The organism is Streptomyces sp. NPDC059853, assembly GCF_042731495.1.
Taxonomy (GTDB): Bacteria; Actinomycetota; Actinomycetes; order Streptomycetales; family Streptomycetaceae; genus Streptomyces.
Genome location: NZ_JBHWJL010000014.1, coordinates 19494 through 38444 on the forward strand (window position 1 = coordinate 19494; position 18951 = coordinate 38444).

Consider the following 18951-nt stretch of genomic DNA (forward strand, 5'->3'; position numbering starts at 1 on the left):
GTCAGGGGACCGCGACGGCCTCAGGGGACCACGACCACCTGCGTGCCCACCTCGGCGAACTCCCACAGATGGGGGCTGTCCTCCGGGGACTGGCGGACGCCGCCGGTGCGGGCCTGGGCCGAGGGGTCGGGCAGCGAGCCGTCCACCGCGGCCGAGAAGCCGAAGACGATGCCCTCCGGGTCGGTGTGGAAGACCACCACGTGCTGGATCGGCACCCCGTCCGAGCCGGGGATGGCCTCGTCCCGGCGCGTCACCTCGTACACCCCGGGCTGCGGGTCCACCGTGCTGCGGTGCGCGGGATAGGTGTGCAGGACCTCCTCGCCCAGACCGTCCGGCGCCTCCGCCACCAGCCACAGCCGCTGCTGGCCCAGCGAGTACACCACCCGCGCGCCCTCGCCCGAGTCGGCGGGCAGCGCCGGGTTGTCCGGGTCCCCCTGCTCGCCCTCCTCGGGCTTCTCCGGCACGATCTCGTCGGTCGGCGTCGGCTCCGGAGTCCCGGAGGCCCCGGGGCGGTCGGGGGCCGCGTTCGCCTGGTAGGCGAAGAACGCGACCACCGCGAGGGCGCCAGCGGTGAGCACGGCCACGAGGGGCCCGGGCCGGGTGCGGGAGTGACTGCGCGCCACGGGGCTGCTGCCGCCTTTCGCTGTATTGCGGAATCCTGTGGTGACGCTATCAGCCGTATGGCCGGGCGCGAGAGACCGTACGCTTGCTGACGTGCTGCTGCTTGCCATGGATACCGCCACCCCCGCCGTCACCGTCGCGCTGTACGGAGAGGGCCGGGTGCTCGCCTCCTGGGAACAGATCGACGCCCGCCGGCACGGCGAGCTGCTGATGCCCGCCGTCGACCGGGTGCTGACCTCCGCCGGGCGGAAGATCAGCGAGGTCACCGGCCTGGTGGTGGGCAACGGCCCCGGCCCGTACACCGGGCTGCGGGTGGGTCTGGTGACGGCCGCCACGCTGGGCGCGGCCCTCTCCGTTCCCGTGTACGGGCTCTGCACGCTGGACGGCATCGCGTACGCGGCCGGGCAGGCCGGGCTGAGCGGCCCCTTCGTGGTGGCCACCGACGCCCGGCGCAAGGAGGTGTACTGGGCCCGGTACACCGATGCCCGCACCCGCGCCGCCGGCCCCGCCGTCGACCGTGCCGGGGAACTGCCTGCCGAGGTGACCGCGCTGCCCGCCGTCGGCGCGGGCGCCCCGCTGTACGCGGACGCTTTCGCCGACCCGCGCCGGGACGCCCCCCAGCACGCCTCGGCCGGGGCGCTCGCCGCGCTCGCCGCCGAGCGGCTGGCCGCGGGCGAGGAGCCCGGGCCGCCGCGCCCGCTCTATCTGCGCCGGCCCGACGCCCAGGTGCCGGCCGGCTACAAGGTCGTCACCCCATGACGGAGGGCGGGCACGGCGGCCTGCGCGAGATGCGCTGGTGGGACATCGAGCCGGTGCTGGAGCTGGAGCGGGCGGTGTTCCCGGAGGACGCCTGGTCGCCGGGGATGTTCTGGTCCGAGCTGGCGCTGGCCCGCGGCCCCCGGCGCAGCCGGCACTACGTGGTGGCCGACGGCCCCGGCGGCGCCGCGGCCGGATACGCCGGTCTCGCGGTGGCCGGGGACCAGGCCGATGTGCAGACCATCGCGGTGGCCCCGGACCGGCAGGGCACCGGGCTCGGTGCCCGGCTGCTCACCGAACTGCTGACCGCCGCCGGGGCGGCCGGCTGCGGCGAGGTGTTCCTGGAGGTGCGGGTGGACAACGCCCGGGCCCAGCGGCTGTACACCCGGTTCGGCTTCGAGCCGCTGGGCATCCGGCGCGGCTACTACCAGCCGGGCAACCATGACGCGCTGGTGATGCGGCGGACGGCGCCGCACGATCACCCCGACGAGAGCTGAGACGGAAAGAGATGGCTGACGAACCGCTCGTGCTGGGCATCGAGACCTCCTGCGACGAGACCGGGGTGGGCATCGTGCGCGGGACCACGCTGCTCGCGGACGCCGTGGCGTCGAGTGTGGACGACCACGCCCGGTTCGGGGGCGTGGTGCCGGAGATCGCCAGCCGGGCGCATCTGGAGGCGATGGTTCCCACCATCGAGCGGGCGCTGAAGGAGGCGGGGATCGCGGCGAGCGATCTGGACGGCATCGCCGTGACCGCCGGGCCCGGGCTCGCGGGCGCGCTGCTGGTGGGCGTCTCGGCGGCGAAGGCGTACGCCTACGCGCTGGGCAAGCCGCTGTACGGGGTCAACCACCTCGCCTCGCACATCTGCGTGGACCAGCTTGAGCACGGCCCGCTGCCCGAGCCGACCATGGCGCTGCTGGTCTCCGGCGGGCACTCCTCGCTGCTGCTCGCACCCGACATCACCGCCGACGTCCGGCCGCTGGGCTCGACGATCGACGACGCTGCGGGGGAGGCGTTCGACAAGGTGGCGCGGGTGCTCGGGCTCGGCTTCCCCGGCGGCCCGGTGATCGACCGGTACGCGCGCGAGGGCGACCCGGAGGCGATCCGGTTCCCGCGCGGGCTGACCGGGCCCCGGGACGCGCCGTTCGACTTCTCCTTCTCCGGACTGAAGACCGCGGTGGCCCGCTGGGTGGAGGCCAGGCGGCGGGCCGGGGAGCCGGTGCCGGTGGCGGATGTGGCGGCCTCGTTCCAGGAGGCGGTCACCGACGTGCTGACCCGCAAGGCGGTGCGCGCCTGCAAGGAGCAGGGCGTGGACCATCTGATGATCGGCGGCGGGGTGGCGGCCAACTCGCGGCTGCGTGCCATGGCGCAGGAGCGCTGCGACGCCGCCGGGATCACGCTGCGGGTGCCCCGCCCCAAGCTGTGCACGGACAACGGCGCGATGGTGGCGGCGCTGGGCGCGGAGATGGTCGCGCGCAACCGCCCGGCCTCCGGCCTCGGCCTGCCGGCCGACTCCTCGCTGCCGGTGACCGAGACCCACATCCCGGGCCGGACCCACGAGCACGACCACAGCCACGACCACGTGCACGAGCTGAGCGCCGCCAATCTCTACGGGGGGCAGGGGTGACCACCACGCTCATGTGGGAGGCGCGGGCCGCCGAGGGGCGCGGCGCCGACCTGCTGGACTGGGTGCGCGGCCAGGCGCTGGACCCGGCACCGGCGCGCCGTGAGACGTTCACGGCCGCCGCCGACCGGGTGCTGGTCATCACCTGGTGGGACACCGACGACACCACCGACGGCACCGACGGCCGGATCGCCGAACTGCCCGAGCCGCCCGCCGCCCTGCTGCACCGGCCGGTGCACCGCTGGCGCTTCCAGCGGGTCCCGGAGTGAGCGGCGGCCCCGGGCGACCGGTCGTCACCGGCGTGGAGACCTTCCCGCTGGAGGCCCTGCTGCCGCACGACGTGTACGGCACCGCCAAGGCGCTGGGCGACCGGCGGGTGGCCACGCTGGTCAAGGTCACCACCTCGGACGGGGTGACCGGCTGGGGCGAGTCGTTCGGGCCGCCGCGCCGGGTGGCGCCGTTCCTGGCCGAGTTCGGCGCGGCGCTGCTCGGCGCCCCTGCCGACATCACCGAGCAGCACGTCCTCCAGCAGCTGTCCGCCGGCTACCACCACACCACCGGCGGCCCCCACGTGGCCGCGCTGAGCGGCCTGGACATCGCGCTGTGGGACGCCGGGGCCCGTACGTTCGGGGTGCCGGTCGGCGCCCTGCTGGGCGGGCGGCTGCGGGAGAGCGTGGCCGCGTACGCCTCCAGCGGCTATGTGACCCCCGGCCGTGACCCGGGCGAACTGCGCGCGATGCTGGCGGCCCACGCCGCCGAGGGCTTCCGCGCCGTCAAGATCAAGATCGGGCTCGGCCCGGCCGAGGACCGGGCGCGCACCCGGGTGGCCCGCGAGGTGTTCGGCGACGACGGCCTGGTCCTGGTGGACTACAACAGCACGGCCACGGCCGCCTCGGTCCGCCGCTCCGCCGAGCGGCTGGCGGACCTCGACCCGTACTGGATCGAGGAACCGGTGCCGCCGCACGACCACGACGGCTACCGCGCCCTGCGCGCCGCCGGACTGCCGCCGGTGGCCGGCGGGGAGGCGCTGTACACCCGGTACGGGTTCCGCGACCCGATCGCGCACGGCCTGCTCGATGTCGTGCAGCCGGATGTGGCCAAGTGCGGCGGGTTCACCGAGGCGCAGGCGATCCGCGCGCTGGCGGCGGCCTGGAACCTGCGGTTGTCCCCGCACTGCTGGGGCACCGGGCTCGCGCAGGCGGCGACGCTCCAGCTGCTGTCGGCGGTCCCGGACGTCCCGTACGGGCCGGTCGGCGGCGAGCCGCTGCTGTTCGAGTTCGACCGGGGCACCAACCCGCTGCGCGAGGGGGTGCTCGCCGACCCCGTGCGGCCGGCGCCGGGCGGCCGGGTCCTGATCCCGGACGGGCCCGGGCTCGGCGTGACCGTCGACGAGGAGTGGGTCCGCGCGCACCGGCTGCCGGACCACGCCGTGGAGCTGCGCGCATGACCGCACTGGTGCACACCGTGATCGACTCGCCGCTCGGCCCGCTGACGGCGGTGGCCGAGGAGGAGTCGGGGGCGCTGACCGGGCTGTACTTCCCCCGGCATCTGCGGATGCCGCCCTCGGAGGCGCTGGGCCCGCGGGTGAGCACCGGGTTCGTGGCGGTGCGCGGCCAGCTCGCGGAGTACTTCACGGGGGAGCGCACCCGCTTCGACCTGCCGCTGGCACCGCGCGGCAACGCCTTCCAGCTGAAGGTGTGGCGGCTGCTGGAGCGGATCCCGTACGGCGAGCGGCGCTCGTACGGGCAGCTGGCGCGGGAACTGGGCGACGTGTCGCTGGCGCAGGCGGTCGGGTCGGCCAACGCCCGCAACCCGATCTCGGTGATCGTGCCCTGCCACCGGGTGGTGGGCGCGGACGGCAGCCTGACGGGGTACGCGGGCGGGCTGGCGCGCAAACGGTTCCTGCTGGAGCTGGAGGAGCCGGCCGACGCCCGGGCCGCCCGGCTGTTCTGACCGCCGTGGGGCAGGGCTGAGACCGGGGTCGCCGCCGTGCCCGGCCCGGCACCCCGGGCCCGGCCTCAGCCGTGAGGCCGCGGTGGGCGGACCGTGCACAGGCCCCAGATGACGAACGCGTACAGCGCGATCAGCACCACGGACCACAGCGGGTAGTACGGGACCGACAGGAAGCTCGCCAGCATCAGCAGCCCCGCGATCACCACCCCGGCGACGCGCGCCCACAGCGCGGCCCGGAAGAGGCCGAGGCCGACCAGGACGGCGAGGATGCCGAGGACGAGGAGGATCCAGCCCCACTGCGTGAGGTCGAACCGGAACGCGTACTGGGGGGTGGTCACGAAGATGTCGTCCTTGGCCAGGGCCATGGAGCCGCGGAGGATGTCCATGACGCCGCCGATGATGAGCATCACCGCGGCGAAGACGACCACGCCGGTGGCCAGCGCCTGGTCGGTGCCGGTGCGGGAGGCGCGGTCCGGTGCGGGGGACGGGGAGTTCGCCATGGCTCCACGGTCCCGCTGTCGCCGCGCCCCGCCCAGCGGGACGGGGCCGTCCGGGTGAGGCCGGTCAGCCGCCGCTCAGGATCAGCACGACGAAGAGCGCGCAGACGCCGATGTTGATCAGCCAGCTGTGGCTGTTCATCCAGTCCCGGACGGCCGGCATGGCGGTCTCGGCCCGGCGCCGGAACAGCAGACGGACCAGCAGCGGCAGCGCCGCGATCAGCACGGTGAGCACGATGAACGGCAGGGCACCGGCGAACCCGCTGCCGCCGCCCTGCGTCAGGTGGACGCCGACGGTCAGCAGGACGATCAGGTCGGAGGGCATCAGCACGATGATCAGCAGCCCGACGCTGAACGCCCGGGAGGGGCCGGCCGTCATCAGCCCGGAGAGCCAGGAGGGCGGCTCGGAGGTCTCCCGGCCGCGCCAGTTCTTCAGCGCGGCGAGGACCAGCAGGCCGACCAGCACGTACTTGATGATGTTGCCGACCGAACCGAGGTCGTGCTGGCTCCCCAGGCTGACGCCACCGCCCACCAGATGGGCCACCAGCAGCATCACCAGCACCCCGCCGGTGACGGCGAGGGCCACCCCGCACAGGAACGCCAGCGAGACCCGGACGGCGTGCGGCACCGTGACGAGGATGATCGCCGAGACGATCTGAGGCCCCGCCATCATCGTGATGGCCAGCGGCAGGATGGGAACGTCCACATCACCAGGGGTAACCCGGCGGCGCCCCCGCTAGGCTCGGCCGTTCGTGGGGGCCACGCGCGGCCGGCGCTCATGTCGTGTGCCCCCGGCAGGATTCGAACCTGCGACACCGGCTTTAGGAGAGCCGTGCTCTATCCCCTGAGCTACGGAGGCGGTTGTGCAAGTGTAGCGGGTGGGGCCGGGGCGTCCGGCGGGTGGCGCGTCCCGGTGGGGGCGGTGGTGTCCCGTGGATCGGTCGCCCGGATCCATCGGATGGATGAGCGGGCCGACGGCCCTCTGGTCCGGTCCCTTTCCGCCGCCTGTGCCCTCTTGTGAGGGAAAATCATCGGATCTACGCTCGGGCGGTTCCGCAGCCGCGCGTGGGGAGAAACGATGACCAGGATCGTCAGCGTCGAGGTGTCCGACGTCCGGTTCCCCACCTCCGTGGACCGGGACGGCTCCGACGCCATGAACAAGGACGGTGACTACTCCGCCGCCTATGTCGTCCTCCGGACCGACGACCCGCGGCTGTCCGGCTTCGGGTTCACCTTCACCATCGGCCGAGGCAACGACGTGTGCGTGCTCGCCGCCCGGCTGCGCGGCCGGCCGCTGGTCGGCCGGACGGTCGCCGAGGTCACCGGCGATCCCGGCGCCGTGTACCGGGACTTGGCCTCGGACTCCCAGCTGCGCTGGCTCGGCCCCGACAAGGGGGTGGAGCACCTGGCGCTGGCCGCCGTGATGAACGCCGTGTGGGACCTCGCCGCACGCGCCGCGGGCAAGCCGCTGTGGCGGCTGCTCGCCGACATGACGCCCGCCGAACTCGCCGACGCCGCCGACCTCAGCTATCTGTCGGACGTCCTCACCCGGGAGGAGGCCATCGGCCTGCTCGCCGAACGGGCGCCCACCCGCGCCCGGCGCGTCGCCGAACTGGAACGCACCGGCTACCCCTGCTACACCACCAGCGCCGGCTGGCTCGGCTACTCCGACGACAAGCTGCGCCGGCTGTGCCGGGAAGCGGTGGACTCCGGCTACCGGCACATCAAGCTCAAGGTCGGCGCCGACCTGGCCGACGACATCCGGCGGCTGCGCATCGCCCGCGAGGTCATCGGGTACGGGGACGCCCAGCTGATGATCGACGCCAACCAGGTGTGGGACGTCCCCGAGGCCATCCGATGGGTGCGGGCGCTCGCCGGGTTCGAGCCGCTGTGGATCGAGGAACCCACCTCCCCCGACGACATCCTCGGCCACGCGGCGATCCGCCGGGCGGTGGCCCCGATCGGGGTGGCCACCGGCGAACACGGCATGAACCGGGTGCTGTTCAAGCAGTTGTTCCAGGCCGGGGCGATCGACTACTGCCAGCTGGACGCCGCCCGGCTCGCGAGCGTCAACGAGGTCATCGCCGTGCTGCTGATGGCCGCGAAGTTCGGGGTGCCGGTCTGCCCGCACGCGGGCGGGGTCGGGCTGTGCGAACTCGTCCAGCATCTGTCGGTCTTCGACTACGTCGCCGTGTCCGGCTCGCTGGAGGGCCGGGTCACCGAGTACGTCGACCATCTGCACGAGCACTTCACCGACCCGTGCGTGGTGCGCGACGGCGCGTACGTCCTGCCGTCCGCCCCCGGCTACAGCGCCGAGCTGCACCCGGCGAGCGTGGCCGCGTACCGCTACCCGGACGGCGCCTACTGGGCGGGCCGGGACGGCGCCTGAGCGCCGGGGGCCCGCCCGGGGGAAGGCGAGGGCGGCCCCGCCCGCTCCCCCTCGGGGCCCTCCGCCCCCGGCCGTCCGGGCGCCGGGGATATCGTCGCAGGCGCACCCGCACGGAACACGGCAGGAACGGACGAGGATGACGATCATCGACAAGGTCGCCTGGCTGCGGCTGGAGGACGGGAAGGTGCTCGCCGCCCGCTCCCGCGGCAAGGACACCTACTACATCCCCGGCGGCAAACGCGAGCCCGGCGAGAGCGATCTGGAGACCCTGGTCCGGGAGGTCGCCGAGGAACTGGCCGTGACCATCGACCCGTCCGGCGCCGCGCACGCCGGCACGTTCGAGGCCCAGGCCCACGGCCGTACCTCCGGCACCACGGTCCGCATCACCTGCTACACCGCCGACTACCGGGGCACCCTCACCCCCAGCGCCGAGATCGAGGAACTCACCTGGCTCGGCCACGCCGACCGGGACCGGGTCTCCCCGGCCACCCGGCAGATCCTCGACCACCTGCACGCCTCGGGGCAGCTGCGCTGACCGGCGCCCGCCCGCACACGCGAAGGTCCCGGCGGGCATCCACCGGGACCTTCTCTCCTCAGGACGGGCGGGCTCACGCCGCCGCGTCGAACCCCGAGTCGCTGGCCATCTTCTTCAGCTCCAGCAGGGCGTGCTTCTCTATCTGCCGGATGCGCTCCCGGGTGAGGCCGTGCTGCTTGCCGACCTCCGTCAGGGTGCGCTCGCGGCCGTCCTCGATGCCGTAACGGGCCCGGATGATCGCCGCGGTCCGCTGGTCGAGCCGGCCGATCAGGTCCTCCAGACCCTCACGGCGCAGCATCACCAGGACCGACTGCTCCGGCGAGGCCGCCGAGGTGTCCTCCAGCAGGTCGCCGAACTGGGTCTCGCCCTCGTCGTCCACCGACATGTTCAGCGAGACGGGGTCGCGCGCCCAGTCCAGGACGTCCTGGACCCGCTCCGGGGTGGAGCCCAGCTCGGCCGCCACCTCCGACGGCTCCGGCTCACGGCCCTGCTCGCGGTTGAACTCCCGCTGCACGCGCCGGATCCGGCCCAGCTCCTCCACCAGGTGGACGGGGAGCCGGATGGTGCGCGACTGGTCGGCGATCGACCGGGTGATGGCCTGCCGGATCCACCAGGTCGCGTAGGTAGAGAACTTGAAGCCCTTGCTGTAGTCGAACTTCTCCACCGCGCGCACCAGGCCCGCGTTGCCCTCCTGGATCAGGTCGAGCAGCGGCAGCCCACTGCGCGGATAGCGGCGGGCGACCGCCACCACCAGGCGCAGGTTGGAGCGGATGAAGACGTCCTTGGCGCGTTCGCCGGCGGCGGCGATCGCCTCCAGCTCCTCGCGGGTGACATCGGCGGCGGGCCCCTGCGTGACGGGCGGCTCCTCGCCGCTCAGCAGACGCTCGGCGAACAGCCCCGCTTCGATCGCGAGGGACAGCTCGACCTCTTTCGCCGCGTCCAGCAGCGGAGTGCGGGCTATCTCATCGAGATACATCCCCACGAGATCGCGCTCGGTGGCATCACCGCCTGCACTGGACCGGACACTGCCCGTCGACTCGGCACCCTCCACGGTGTCCTTACGTCGGGCGACGGCACGGGTTGCCATACGTGCTCCCTTGCGAGTGATCGAATCCTGATCGATTGACGCGCTGGTCAACCCGGACGCCTGGGATGCCCCCTCGCCTCCCGCGTCCGTAACGAATCAACGACGGGAATCCGGACAGAATTCCCAAGCGACGCATCTTTTTCCGCCGATGCAGTATCCTGCCCGCCCACGCGCAGCCCATGGTCTTCTCCCCACGTCTGTGAAGACGAACGGCGCCCTCCGATGGTTGCGCGGGTGCCCACCACCCGGATGCGTCACTCCGCGCGCGGCCCCCCTTTCCCCGGCCCAAGGTGGATTCCCAGCCGGCCTCCACCCCGACCGGACCGCCACCGCCGCCACCCGCACCCCGGGGGCCGCACGGCGGGGAAGGGCGAGAAGCGAGATGCCTCACATACCCAGCCGCCCCCGGCGAGCCCTCGTCGCCGTCGGCGGGTCCCTGGCCCTGGTCATCGGTTCAACGCCTGGCGCGGCCCCCGTACTCCCGCACCACCTGCTGCGCGCCGCCGCCGCCACCGACGGCGCCTGCGCCCCGGCCGAGCACGAGGGGCTGAGCGTCGGCATGCCCACCTCGCCGGGCTACACCCCCACCACCGGCACCATCACCGCGCTCACCGTCTTCATCGACTTCCCCGACGCCGAGGCCCGCGGCAGCACGCAGGAACGATTCGCCGAGTTCTTCCCCGCCACCAGCGACTACTTCCGCACCAGCTCCTACGGGCTCCTGGACTACCGGGCCGAACCCGTCCACCGCTGGCTGCGCATGTCCCAGCCGTTCGAGGCGTACGGCATCGACCGCGGTGCCGGCTGGCACCCCGACGACCCCCAGGGCTACAACCGGCTGATCGAGGAGATCGTCGCCGCCCTCGGCGCGGAGGTGGACCACTCCGCCTACGACCTGGTCAACGTGCTCGCCACCCCCAACGCCGGACCACCGGCCACCGAGAAGGTCCTCTCCGTCTCCTTCCCCGGCCGCCCGCTCGCCGAGACCCCCACCGGCACCCTCGCCAACGTCAGCTTCATCTGGAGCCGGCAGCCGGGCGAGAGCCCGCACCGCGTCCTGGTGCACGAGAACGGCCACGCCTTCGGCCTCCCCGACCTCTACTGGACCGGCCAGGACGACGCCCCGCTGCTCGCCGGCCACTGGGACGTCATGGAGCAGGACTGGGGGCCCACCAACGACTTCCTCGCCTGGCACAAGTGGAAGCTCGGCTGGCTCACCGGTGCCGAGGTGGTGTGCGTCCCGGCCGGCAGCGGTCCCGCCGAGTACACGCTGCTGCCTGTCGCCGACCCCGGCAGCGGCGTCAAACTGCTCGCGCTGCGCACCGGCCCCAGCGAGGCGATCGCCGTCGAGGTGCGCACCCCCGCCGCCCTCGACAGCGTCGTGTGCCGCCCCGGCGTCCTCGTCTCCCGGGTGGACGCCGCCGTCCCCACCGGCCGCGGCCCCGTCCGGGTCGAGGACGCGACCCCGGGCTCCGCCGGCTGCCAGACGCTGCCCGACCCGCAGGTGACCGCCGAACTGACCGACGCGCCTTTCGTCCCCGGCGAGACCTTCACCGACGAGGCCGCCGGTGTCCGCGTCGAGGTCCTGGACGCCCAGCCCGACGGCTCGCACCGGGTCCGGGTCACTCGCTGGTGACCGGGGGGCGCCGGCCGGGGTAGGTTCGGCCCACGGCACACACACGACCAGCAGGGGCGGGGCGGGACACGGACATGGGGCGAGGCGGGCGCGGCGCGGACAGAGCGGATCCGCGCGCCGAGATCAGACGGTGGATCGCCCACCGGCGCAACACCGAACTGGTGCTCATCATCCTGGCCGTCCTCGTCTGCGCCGCCGGGCACGCCAGTGCCGGTCTCGCGCTGGAGGAGAGCGTGCCGTCCGGCCTGCTCCCGTACACCGCGGTGCTCGCCGGCGCCGCGCTCGCCGCCCATCTGGCGGTACGGCGCTTCGCCCGGCACGCCGACCCGCTGATCCTGCCGGTCACCGTGATGCTCTCCGGGCTCGGCCTGCTCCTCATGGACCGGCTCGACCACTCCTACGCGCTGCGCTACGGCTCCGAGCCGGTGGCGTCCGGCCAGGTCATGTGGACCGTCATCGGCATCGCGCTGCTCATCGGCACCCTGATCGTGCTGCGCCACCACCGGCTGCTGGCCCGCTACACCTACGTCGGCATGGCGATATCGCTGCTGCTGCTGATGGCCCCGGCGTTCTTCGGCGCGGACAGGTACGGCGCCAAGCGGTGGATCAACCTCGGGCCGCTGTCCGTGCAGCCGGGCGAGTTCGTCAAGGTCATGATCGTGGTGTTCTTCGCCAGCTATCTGATGGCCAACCGCGACGCCCTCGCCCTGGTCGGCCGCCGCTTCCTGGGCCTGGCCCTGCCGCGCGGCCGCAACGCGGGACCGGTGCTGCTGGTGTGGGGCGTCTCGCTGGTGGTGCTCTTCTACGAGCGCGACCTCGGCACCTCGCTGATCTTCTTCGGCGTCTTCATCCTCATGCTCTACATCGCCACCGAGCGCACCAGCTGGGTGCTGCTCGGCGGGCTGATGGCGGTCGGCGGCACCGTCCTGGTGGCCGCCACCCAGCCGCACGTCAAGGGCCGGGTCCAGGCGTGGCTGGACCCGATGGCGATCTACCTGCCGCCCGAGCAGCGCCCGCCCGGCCTGATCTCCGACCAGTCGGCGCAGGCGCTGTTCAGCTTCGGCACCGGCGGGCTCACCGGAACGGGTCTCGGCCAGGGGCACCCCGACCTGATCGGCTTCGCCGGGCGCTCCGACTTCATCCTGTCCACGGTCGGCGAGGAACTCGGCCTGGCCGGCGTCGTCGCGGTGCTCTTCCTGTACGTGCTGCTCATCGAGCGGGCGATGCGCACGGCGCTGTCGGTCACCGACCCGTTCGGGAAGCTGCTGGCGGCCGGGCTGGCCTGCGTCGTCGCGCTCCAGGTCTTCGTCGTCGCCGGGGGCGTCACCGGGCTGATCCCGCTCACCGGCAAGGCCCTGCCGTTCCTGGCCCAGGGCGGCTCCTCGACGGTGGCGAACTTCCTGCTGGTCGCGCTGCTGATCAGAATCAGCGACAGCGCCGGGAAGGCGTCCACCGAGCCCGAGGGCAACGCGACCATCCTCACCCCCGTGATCCGGACCGACGACGACCCCGCTTCACCCTCCACGGCACCGAAGGAGCCCCGCTGACCATGACCGTGACCACGAGCAGTGCCTCCCTGACCGACGACGCCGGCGCGCTGGCCGGCGAGCTGACCCGGCTGCGCCGCACCCTGCACGGCATCCCCGAGGTGGGGCTGCAGCTGCCCCGCACCCAGGAGGCGGTGCTCGCCGCGCTGGACGGGCTGCCGCTGGAGATCACCACCGGCACCGGGCTCAGCTCGGTGACCGGCGTGCTGCGCGGGGCGCTGCCCGGGCCCACCGTGCTGCTGCGCGGTGACATGGACGCGCTGCCGCTGGCCGAGCGCAGCGGCCTGGACTTCGCCGCGCCGGTGGAGCGGATGCACGCCTGCGGGCACGATCTGCACACCACGATGCTGGCGGGCGCCGCCCGGTTGCTGAGCGCGCGGCGTGACCGGCTGGCCGGGGACGTGATCTTCATGTTCCAGCCGGGCGAGGAGGGGTACGACGGGGCCGGGCGGATGCTGGCGGAGGGCGTGCTGGACGCGGCGGGGCCGGGCCGGCGTCCGGTGGCGGCGTACGCGCTGCACGTGATGTCGCACAGCTGGCCGGCCGGGGTGTTCACGGCGCGCGGCGGCCCGCAGATGGCCTCCTCCAATGTGCTGTCGGTGACGGTGCGGGGCGCGGGCGCGCACGGCAGTTCCCCGCACCGGGGGAAGGACCCGATCCCGCCGGCCGCCGAGATGGTGGGGGCGCTGCAGACGTTCGTCACCCGGAGCTTCGACGTGTTCGACCCGGTGGTGCTGACGGTGGGGACGTTCCACGCGGGGACGGCCACCAACATCATCCCGGACACCGCCCGGTTCGAGGCCACGATCCGCTGCTTCTCGGCGGAGAACCTGGAGCGGCTGCGGGCCGGTACGGTCGCGGTGTGCGAGGGCATCGCGGCGGCGTACGGGGTCGAGGTGGAGGCGGTGTTCTCCGAGCAGTACCCGGTGACCGTCAACGACCGCGCCGAGACGGACTTCGCGGCGCACACGGTGCGGGAACTGCTGGGGGAGGAGCGGTACGCGCCGATGGACAACCCGAGCCTGGGGGCCGAGGACTTCTCCCGGGTGATCGAGGCGGTGCCGGGCGCGATGGTGTTCCTGGGCGCCACGCCGGTGGGGGCCGATCCGGAGACGGCGCCGAGCAACCACTCGCCGCTGGCGGTGTTCGACGAGTCGGTGCTGCCGGACGGTGCCGCGCTGTACGCGGAGCTGGCGCTGCGGCGGCTGGAGGCGGAGGCCGGGGCGGGGACCGCGACCGTCTGAGCGAGATGTCCCGTTCGCCCGACAAGTGGCGTTCTGCCGGTCGGCGTGTCACGATGGAAGTGGAGCCAAGGACCACCTTGAGAAACGTGGAGCAGGTGCACGGAATCAAGGGCCCGGAAGAGATTCCGGGCACGAGCCCTTGGCTTCCGTCGTGCCCGGGGCCGGACGGAAGCCCGGGTCAGGGATGCGGTACGACGGCCACCGGGCTGCCCGCGTGATGCAGCAGGCCGTGCACCACCGGCCCCACCCGGCCCGGGCCCCGTCCCACCACGACCAGCGCCGCGTCGGAGGCCGCCGACAGCAGGACCGGTGAGGCGCTGCCCGCCACGGCCGTCTCGACGACGACCACCTGCGGGTGCGCCGCCCGCCAGCGCGCCACGGCCGCACCCACCGCCGTCTCGTCGCGCTCGCCCGCGTACACGATCCGCAGCGGCACCCGGCGTCCCGCGGCGGCCGTGAAGGCGAACTCCAGCACCGCGCCCTGCGGCTGATCCGGGTCCTTCAGGCCCACCACCACCTCGGCTTCCGCGCCGCCGGTCGCGGGCTCGCCCGCGGGGGCGGAGCGCACGACGACCACCGGGCACGCGGTGTTCCCCACCAGGTGGCCGCTCACCGAGCCCAGCAGGAAGCCGGAGAGCGCGCCCAGCCCGCGCGAGCCCACCACCAGCAGTTCCGAGTCGCGCGAGACGTCCGTCAGCGCGGCCCGCGGGCCGTCCGCCATCGCCTCCAGGGACACGTTCAGCCGGGGGTGCCGGTCCAGCAGCGTCTCCCGCGTCTCGCGCAGCAGGCGCTCCGCGCGCCGCTGCTCGTCGCCGGCCCGGTCGACCACCGGCTCCAGCGGCGAGGAGAGGCCCCAGCCGTGCACCAGGCGCAGCCGCAGCCCGCGCCGTACCGCTTCTTCGGCGGCCCAGTGGGCGGCGGCCGTACTCTCCGCCGAGCCGTCCACGCCCGCCGTGACGGGGAGGAGGGTCATGACACACCTCCGCAGCATGGTTTTTATCCGCACATCATCCGATGTGAACCATTATCTCTCGGAAGGCCACCCCCGGGCTCCCATGCTGTGACGCACGCCACGGGAGAAGCCGAAATAACCGGGGACGCCTTCCCCGTTTGGAACTCCGTATGTCCAAGCGGGGAGCCACTCCCCGCTTCCCCGGACCGGCTCACGGACAAGGCGGCGAAGATGATCGGCAGCGACTGCGCGACGGCGGCACGGCCCAGGCTGCGTGCCGACGCCGTGCGCAACCGGGAGCGCATCCTGGCCGCCGCCCGCGACGCCTTCGTCGCCCAGGGCAAGGACGCCCCCCTCGACGAAATCGCTCGACAGGCCGGAGTCGGCAATGCCACCCTGTACCGGCACTTCCCCGACCGGGAAGCGCTCCTCTACCACGTGGTGCTCTATGTGAACGACCGGATCACCGAGCGCGCACAGCAGGCACTGGACGAGGAGAGCGACCCCTTCGAGGCCCTGCGCCGCACCATCCTCGGCTCCGCCGACGAGCGCATCGGCGCGCTCTGCCCCGTGCTCGGCGTCAGCCTCGACCCGGACGACCCCGAGCTGACCGCCAGCCGCGACCGGCTGCTGGAGGTCTGCGGACGGCTGCTCGACCGGGCCCAGGCCTCGGGGCAACTGCGCCACGACGTCGGCCCCGGCGATCTGCTGGTCGCCGTCAGCCGGCTCACCCGGCCGCTGCCCGGCACCCGCTGCTCCGGCAGCGAGCTCCTGGCCCGCCGGCACCTCCAGATCTTCCTGGACGGACTGCGCGCCCCGGCGCGCTCCGAACTTCCGGGAGTACCCGCCCAGGTGGAAGACCTCGAAGACGAGTTCAGCTGATCCACCGCCCCCCGGCCACCACCGGGGCCCGGCGCGCCCTGCCGGGTCCCCTTTGCCCAGGTTTTACCCGTCTTTATCCCGACCGCAACGTGAGGTTACGACCCCTATGCCACCGGACTCCTGCCAGACCGCCCCGGCCCCCGCGCCCGGAGCGCTCGATCCGCGCCGCTGGCGGATCCTCGCCTTCATCGCCATCGCGCAGCTGATGGTGGTGCTGGACGCCACCATCGTCAACATCGCCCTGCCCTCCGCCCAGGTGGACCTCGGTCTGTCGGACGGCAACCGGCAGTGGGTCATCACCGCCTACGCCCTCGCCTTCGGCGGACTGCTGCTCTTCGGCGGCCGCATCGCCGACCTGTGGGGCCGGCGCAACGCCTTCATCACCGGACTCGTCGGCTTCGCCATCGCCTCCGCCCTCGGCGGCGCCGCCTCCAACGCCGGGCTGCTGTTCGCCTCCCGCGCGCTCCAGGGCGTCTTCGCCGCCCTCCTCGCGCCGGCCGCGCTCTCCCTGCTCACGGTGCTCTTCACCGAGGCCAGGGAACGGGCCAAGGCCTTCGGCATCTTCGGCGCCATCGCCGGCGCCGGCGGCGCGGTCGGGCTGCTGCTCGGCGGCGTCCTCACCGAGTACCTCGACTGGCGCTGGACCTTCTACGTCAACATCCCCTTCGCCGCCGTCGCCATAGCCGGCGCCGTCGCGCTGATCAAGGAACCCGAAGGCGCCCGCAACCGCTCCCCGCTGGACCTGCCCGGCGTCATCCTCGCCACCACCGGCCTCGTCGCCCTCGTGTACGGCTTCAGCCGCGCCGAGGAAACGGGCTGGGGCGACGGGCTGACCGTCGGCATGTTCGTGGCCGCGGCCGTCCTGCTCGCCTCCTTCGTGGCCGTCGAGGCCCGGGTGAAGCACCCGCTGCTGCCGCTGCGCGTCGTCCTGGACCGCAACCGGGGCGGCGCGTACGCGGCCACCGGCATCGCGGTGATCGGCATGTTCGGTCTCTTCCTGTTCCTGACCTTCTACATGCAGCTCATCAAGGAGTACTCGCCGGTCGTCACCGGCCTGGCCTTCCTGCCGATGGTCGCCGGCATGATCACCGGCTCGACCCAGATCGCCACCCGGCTGATGCTGCGGGTGCCGCCGCGTCAGCTCATGGTGCCCGGCTACCTCGTCGCGGCCGCCGGCATGCTGCTGCTGACCCAGATCGGGATGGACACCTCGTACCCGCTGCTCATCCTGCCCGCCATGCTGCTGATCGGCCTCGGGCTCGGCACCGCGATGATGCCGGCCATGCAACTGGCCACCGGCGGCGTGCAGCCGGCCGACGCCGGTATCGCCTCCGCCATGGTCAACACCTCGCAGCAGGTCGGCGGCGCCGTCGGCACCGCGCTGCTCAACACCATCGCGGCCTCCGCCACCACCTCCTACATCGCCGCCCGCACCCAGCTGGGCATGGGCGACCAGGCGCAGGGGCTGCTGGCGCTGGAGGGCCAGGTGCACGGGTTCACCCGGGGCATCTGGTGGGCGTTCGGCATCCTGCTGCTGTCGGCCGCCATCGCGGGCGTGCTCATCAACGGCAAGGGCCCCGCCGCCCACAAGGCCCCGGCCGCGGGCGAGGAGGAGGACCGGCCGGTACCGGTGCTGGCGCACTGATCCGGCCCGGCTCCCCGCCGCCCGACCCCACAGGAACGGGCCCCGCAGCGATCGCTGCGGGGCCCGTTCGTCTGTGCGGTGGTTTCCGGATGTGTTTACTTTCTGGCAGCACGGTCGTAATCTGGCGCCCAAACCACATGTTCGGGCGTAGAACGGACGCAAACACAGATGTACGCACCGGAGCGGCAACAAGCCATCCTCCGCCTGGCCCGCGAGAAGGGCCGGGTCGAGGTCCTCGCGCTCGCCGACACCTTCCAGGTCACCGCGGAAACCATCCGCCGCGACCTGAACACCCTCGGCCGCGCCGGCCTGCTGCGCCGCGTCCACGGCGGCGCCATCCCCGTCGGCCGCCTCGACTTCGAACCCGACCTCAGCGAACGCGAGACCACCGCCGTCGCCGAGAAGGAACGCATCGCCGCCGCCGCCCTCGACCACCTCCCCCAGGACGGCAGCGTCATCCTCGACGCCGGGACCACCACCGCCGCGCTCGCCGCCGCCCTCCCCCCGGACGCCGCCCTCACCGTCGTCACCCACGCCCTGCCGCTCGCCACCCGCCTCGCCGACCACCCCGGCCTCGAACTCCACATCGTCGGCGGACGCCTCAGGCACCGCACCCGCGCCGCCGTCGACGCCTGGGCCCTGCGCACCTACGGCGAGATCACCGCCGACGTCCTCTTCCTCGCCACCAACGGCTTCGGCACCACCACCGGACTCACCACCGTCGACCTCGCCGAAGCCGCCGTCAAACGCGCCCTCATCACCGCCGCCCGCCGCGTCGTCCTGCTCGCCGACTCCCGCAAACACGGCGAGGAACACTTCGCCCGCTTCGGCACCCTCGACCAGATCGACCTCCTCATCACCGACACCGGCCTCAGCCCCGACGCCGCCCGCGCCATCGAGGACAGCGGCACCGAGGTGATCCGCGCATGATCCTCACCATCACCCCCAACCCCAGCCTCGACCGCACCTACGAGATCCCCGCCCTGGAACGCGGCACCGTCCTGCGCGCCGGTGCCGACCGCGTCGACCCCGGCGGCAAAGGCGTCAACGTCTCCCGCGCCGTCGCCGCCGCCGGCCTCCCCACCACCGCCGTCCTCCCCCTCGGCGGCCCCGAGGGCGCCCTCCTGGCCGACCTCCTCACCGGACTCGGCGTCCACGTCGCCGGCGTCCCCGTCACCGGCTCCACCCGCGTCAACGTCTCCATCGCCGAACCCGACGGCACCCTCACCAAACTCAACGCCGCCGGACCCCACCTCAGCGCCACCGAGACCGAAACCCTCCTGGAAACCGCCCGCGTCCACGCCGCCCGCGCCACCTGGACCGTCTGCTGCGGCAGCCTGCCCCGCGGCCTCGGCGCCGACTGGTACGCCGAACTCGTCGCCCGCACCCACCGGGCCGGCGCCCGCATCGCCCTCGACACCTCCGGCCCCGCCCTGCTGGCCGCCCTGCGCGAAGCCCCCGACGTCATCAAACCCAACGCCCAGGAACTCGCCGAAGCCGTCGGACACCCCCTCACCACCGTCGGCGACGCCGTCAAGGCCGCGGGCGAACTCCGCGCCCGCGGCGCCCGCGCCGTCCTCGCC

General features: G+C 73.5%; 20 protein-coding genes and 1 tRNA gene. 15 read left to right on the forward strand and 6 right to left on the reverse strand.

The window, feature by feature from the left end; translation table 11 throughout:
- Positions 1 to 20 precede the first annotated feature (20 nt).
- Positions 21 to 623: a L,D-transpeptidase gene (locus ACFV5N_RS02960; RefSeq protein WP_385593188.1), complete on the reverse strand. Its 603-nt coding sequence runs from the start codon at positions 621 to 623 to the stop codon at positions 21 to 23.
- Between the two features lie 91 nt (positions 624 to 714).
- On the opposite strand from ACFV5N_RS02960, the gene tsaB reads away from it, so the two are divergent.
- Genes tsaB through ACFV5N_RS02990 form a run of 6 tightly spaced genes read left to right on the forward strand, consistent with a single transcriptional unit; the run spans position 715 to position 4954 of the window.
- Positions 715 to 1380, forward strand: a complete 666-nt coding sequence (gene tsaB / locus ACFV5N_RS02965; RefSeq protein WP_385593191.1) for a tRNA (adenosine(37)-N6)-threonylcarbamoyltransferase complex dimerization subunit type 1 TsaB — start codon at positions 715 to 717, stop codon at positions 1378 to 1380.
- Positions 1377 to 1874, forward strand: a complete 498-nt coding sequence (rimI, locus tag ACFV5N_RS02970) for a ribosomal protein S18-alanine N-acetyltransferase (RefSeq protein ID WP_385593194.1) — start codon at positions 1377 to 1379, stop codon at positions 1872 to 1874. Before tsaB ends, rimI begins: the two co-directional genes overlap by 4 nt.
- A gap of 11 nt (positions 1875 to 1885) precedes the next feature.
- The gene (gene tsaD / locus ACFV5N_RS02975) at positions 1886 to 3004 is read left to right on the forward strand and encodes a tRNA (adenosine(37)-N6)-threonylcarbamoyltransferase complex transferase subunit TsaD (RefSeq protein ID WP_385593197.1); all 1119 of its coding nucleotides are present in this window, start codon (positions 1886 to 1888) and stop codon (positions 3002 to 3004) included.
- The gene (locus ACFV5N_RS02980; RefSeq protein ID WP_385593200.1) at positions 3001 to 3270 is read left to right on the forward strand and encodes a hypothetical protein; all 270 of its coding nucleotides are present in this window, start codon (positions 3001 to 3003) and stop codon (positions 3268 to 3270) included. Before tsaD ends, ACFV5N_RS02980 begins: the two co-directional genes overlap by 4 nt.
- Positions 3267 to 4448 carry a mandelate racemase/muconate lactonizing enzyme family protein gene (locus ACFV5N_RS02985; protein WP_385593203.1) on the forward strand — a complete coding sequence of 394 codons (1182 nt, stop codon included), beginning with the start codon at positions 3267 to 3269 and terminating at the stop codon, positions 4446 to 4448. Before ACFV5N_RS02980 ends, ACFV5N_RS02985 begins: the two co-directional genes overlap by 4 nt.
- Positions 4445 to 4954: a methylated-DNA--[protein]-cysteine S-methyltransferase gene (locus tag ACFV5N_RS02990; protein WP_385593206.1), complete on the forward strand. Its 510-nt coding sequence runs from the start codon at positions 4445 to 4447 to the stop codon at positions 4952 to 4954. Before ACFV5N_RS02985 ends, ACFV5N_RS02990 begins: the two co-directional genes overlap by 4 nt.
- Before the next feature lie 65 nt (positions 4955 to 5019).
- Here the strand turns inward: ACFV5N_RS02990 and ACFV5N_RS02995 are convergent, their stop codons facing one another.
- The 3 genes from ACFV5N_RS02995 to ACFV5N_RS03005 all read right to left on the reverse strand — a co-directional run bounded on the left by ACFV5N_RS02995 (position 5020) and on the right by ACFV5N_RS03005 (position 6310).
- Positions 5020 to 5454: a hypothetical protein gene (locus ACFV5N_RS02995; RefSeq protein WP_385593209.1), complete on the reverse strand. Its 435-nt coding sequence runs from the start codon at positions 5452 to 5454 to the stop codon at positions 5020 to 5022.
- A 64-nt stretch (positions 5455 to 5518) separates the two neighbouring features.
- Complete coding sequence (locus ACFV5N_RS03000) at positions 5519 to 6157, reverse strand: GAP family protein (protein WP_385593212.1); 639 nt, start codon at positions 6155 to 6157, stop codon at positions 5519 to 5521.
- Between the two features lie 80 nt (positions 6158 to 6237).
- Positions 6238 to 6310: transfer RNA gene (locus tag ACFV5N_RS03005), tRNA-Arg, on the reverse strand.
- A gap of 219 nt (positions 6311 to 6529) precedes the next feature.
- On the opposite strand from ACFV5N_RS03005, the gene ACFV5N_RS03010 reads away from it, so the two are divergent.
- Both ACFV5N_RS03010 and ACFV5N_RS03015 read left to right on the forward strand, forming a co-directional pair.
- Positions 6530 to 7840 carry an L-fuconate dehydratase gene (locus ACFV5N_RS03010; protein WP_385593215.1) on the forward strand — a complete coding sequence of 437 codons (1311 nt, stop codon included), beginning with the start codon at positions 6530 to 6532 and terminating at the stop codon, positions 7838 to 7840.
- 136 nt (positions 7841 to 7976) lie between these two features.
- Positions 7977 to 8375 (forward strand): NUDIX domain-containing protein, encoded by a 399-nt coding sequence (locus ACFV5N_RS03015; RefSeq protein WP_385593218.1) that lies wholly within the window; start codon positions 7977 to 7979, stop codon positions 8373 to 8375.
- Between the two features lie 73 nt (positions 8376 to 8448).
- Here ACFV5N_RS03015 and ACFV5N_RS03020 read toward each other — a convergent pair whose 3' ends face one another.
- Positions 8449 to 9462 (reverse strand): RNA polymerase sigma factor RpoD/SigA, encoded by a 1014-nt coding sequence (locus ACFV5N_RS03020; protein WP_375062398.1) that lies wholly within the window; start codon positions 9460 to 9462, stop codon positions 8449 to 8451.
- A gap of 382 nt (positions 9463 to 9844) precedes the next feature.
- Between ACFV5N_RS03020 and ACFV5N_RS03025 the strand changes: the two genes are divergently transcribed.
- The 3 genes from ACFV5N_RS03025 (at position 9845) to ACFV5N_RS03035 (ending at position 13889) form a co-directional block, all read left to right on the forward strand.
- Complete coding sequence (locus tag ACFV5N_RS03025) at positions 9845 to 11098, forward strand: M6 family metalloprotease domain-containing protein (RefSeq protein WP_385593221.1); 1254 nt, start codon at positions 9845 to 9847, stop codon at positions 11096 to 11098.
- Between the two features lie 74 nt (positions 11099 to 11172).
- Positions 11173 to 12645, forward strand: a complete 1473-nt coding sequence (locus ACFV5N_RS03030) for an FtsW/RodA/SpoVE family cell cycle protein (protein ID WP_385593224.1) — start codon at positions 11173 to 11175, stop codon at positions 12643 to 12645.
- A gap of 2 nt (positions 12646 to 12647) precedes the next feature.
- Positions 12648 to 13889, forward strand: coding sequence for a M20 family metallopeptidase (locus ACFV5N_RS03035; RefSeq protein ID WP_385593227.1), 1242 nt, complete (start codon positions 12648 to 12650; stop codon positions 13887 to 13889).
- A gap of 178 nt (positions 13890 to 14067) precedes the next feature.
- On the opposite strand, the gene ACFV5N_RS03040 is transcribed toward ACFV5N_RS03035, so the two are convergent.
- Positions 14068 to 14862, reverse strand: a complete 795-nt coding sequence (locus tag ACFV5N_RS03040; protein WP_385593230.1) for a universal stress protein — start codon at positions 14860 to 14862, stop codon at positions 14068 to 14070.
- 210 nt (positions 14863 to 15072) lie between these two features.
- Here ACFV5N_RS03040 and ACFV5N_RS03045 point away from each other — a divergent pair, with 210 nt between their 5' ends.
- From ACFV5N_RS03045 to ACFV5N_RS03060, 4 genes are all read left to right on the forward strand, one after another.
- Positions 15073 to 15723, forward strand: coding sequence for a TetR/AcrR family transcriptional regulator (locus ACFV5N_RS03045; RefSeq protein WP_385593233.1), 651 nt, complete (start codon positions 15073 to 15075; stop codon positions 15721 to 15723).
- A gap of 106 nt (positions 15724 to 15829) precedes the next feature.
- Positions 15830 to 17368 carry an MFS transporter gene (locus tag ACFV5N_RS03050; RefSeq protein ID WP_385593236.1) on the forward strand — a complete coding sequence of 513 codons (1539 nt, stop codon included), beginning with the start codon at positions 15830 to 15832 and terminating at the stop codon, positions 17366 to 17368.
- 168 nt (positions 17369 to 17536) lie between these two features.
- Entirely contained in the window at positions 17537 to 18298 is a 762-nt protein-coding gene (locus ACFV5N_RS03055) for a DeoR/GlpR family DNA-binding transcription regulator (RefSeq protein ID WP_385593238.1), read from the forward strand.
- Positions 18295 to 18951 (forward strand): 1-phosphofructokinase family hexose kinase (locus ACFV5N_RS03060; protein ID WP_385593240.1); only part of this gene is annotated, 657 nt, incomplete at its 3' end. The genes ACFV5N_RS03055 and ACFV5N_RS03060, both read left to right, overlap by 4 nt.

What these genes read in the sequence shown, in the direction of transcription:
- rimI (WP_385593194.1), top strand. Translation starts at nt 1,377, where the DNA reads ATGACGGAGGGCGGGCACGGCGGCCTGCGCGAGATGCGCTGGTGGGAC.
- tsaD (WP_385593197.1), top strand. Translation starts at nt 1,886, where the DNA reads ATGGCTGACGAACCGCTCGTGCTGGGCATCGAGACCTCCTGCGACGAG.
- ACFV5N_RS02990 (WP_385593206.1), top strand. Translation starts at nt 4,445, where the DNA reads ATGACCGCACTGGTGCACACCGTGATCGACTCGCCGCTCGGCCCGCTG.
- ACFV5N_RS02995 (WP_385593209.1), bottom strand. Translation starts at nt 5,454, where the DNA reads ATGGCGAACTCCCCGTCCCCCGCACCGGACCGCGCCTCCCGCACCGGC.
- ACFV5N_RS03010 (WP_385593215.1), top strand. Translation starts at nt 6,530, where the DNA reads ATGACCAGGATCGTCAGCGTCGAGGTGTCCGACGTCCGGTTCCCCACC.
- ACFV5N_RS03015 (WP_385593218.1), top strand. Translation starts at nt 7,977, where the DNA reads ATGACGATCATCGACAAGGTCGCCTGGCTGCGGCTGGAGGACGGGAAG.
- ACFV5N_RS03020 (WP_375062398.1), bottom strand. Translation starts at nt 9,462, where the DNA reads ATGGCAACCCGTGCCGTCGCCCGACGTAAGGACACCGTGGAGGGTGCC.
- ACFV5N_RS03025 (WP_385593221.1), top strand. Translation starts at nt 9,845, where the DNA reads ATGCCTCACATACCCAGCCGCCCCCGGCGAGCCCTCGTCGCCGTCGGC.
- ACFV5N_RS03030 (WP_385593224.1), top strand. Translation starts at nt 11,173, where the DNA reads ATGGGGCGAGGCGGGCGCGGCGCGGACAGAGCGGATCCGCGCGCCGAG.
- ACFV5N_RS03035 (WP_385593227.1), top strand. Translation starts at nt 12,648, where the DNA reads ATGACCGTGACCACGAGCAGTGCCTCCCTGACCGACGACGCCGGCGCG.
- ACFV5N_RS03040 (WP_385593230.1), bottom strand. Translation starts at nt 14,862, where the DNA reads ATGACCCTCCTCCCCGTCACGGCGGGCGTGGACGGCTCGGCGGAGAGT.
- ACFV5N_RS03045 (WP_385593233.1), top strand. Translation starts at nt 15,073, where the DNA reads ATGATCGGCAGCGACTGCGCGACGGCGGCACGGCCCAGGCTGCGTGCC.
- ACFV5N_RS03050 (WP_385593236.1), top strand. Translation starts at nt 15,830, where the DNA reads ATGCCACCGGACTCCTGCCAGACCGCCCCGGCCCCCGCGCCCGGAGCG.
- ACFV5N_RS03055 (WP_385593238.1), top strand. Translation starts at nt 17,537, where the DNA reads ATGTACGCACCGGAGCGGCAACAAGCCATCCTCCGCCTGGCCCGCGAG.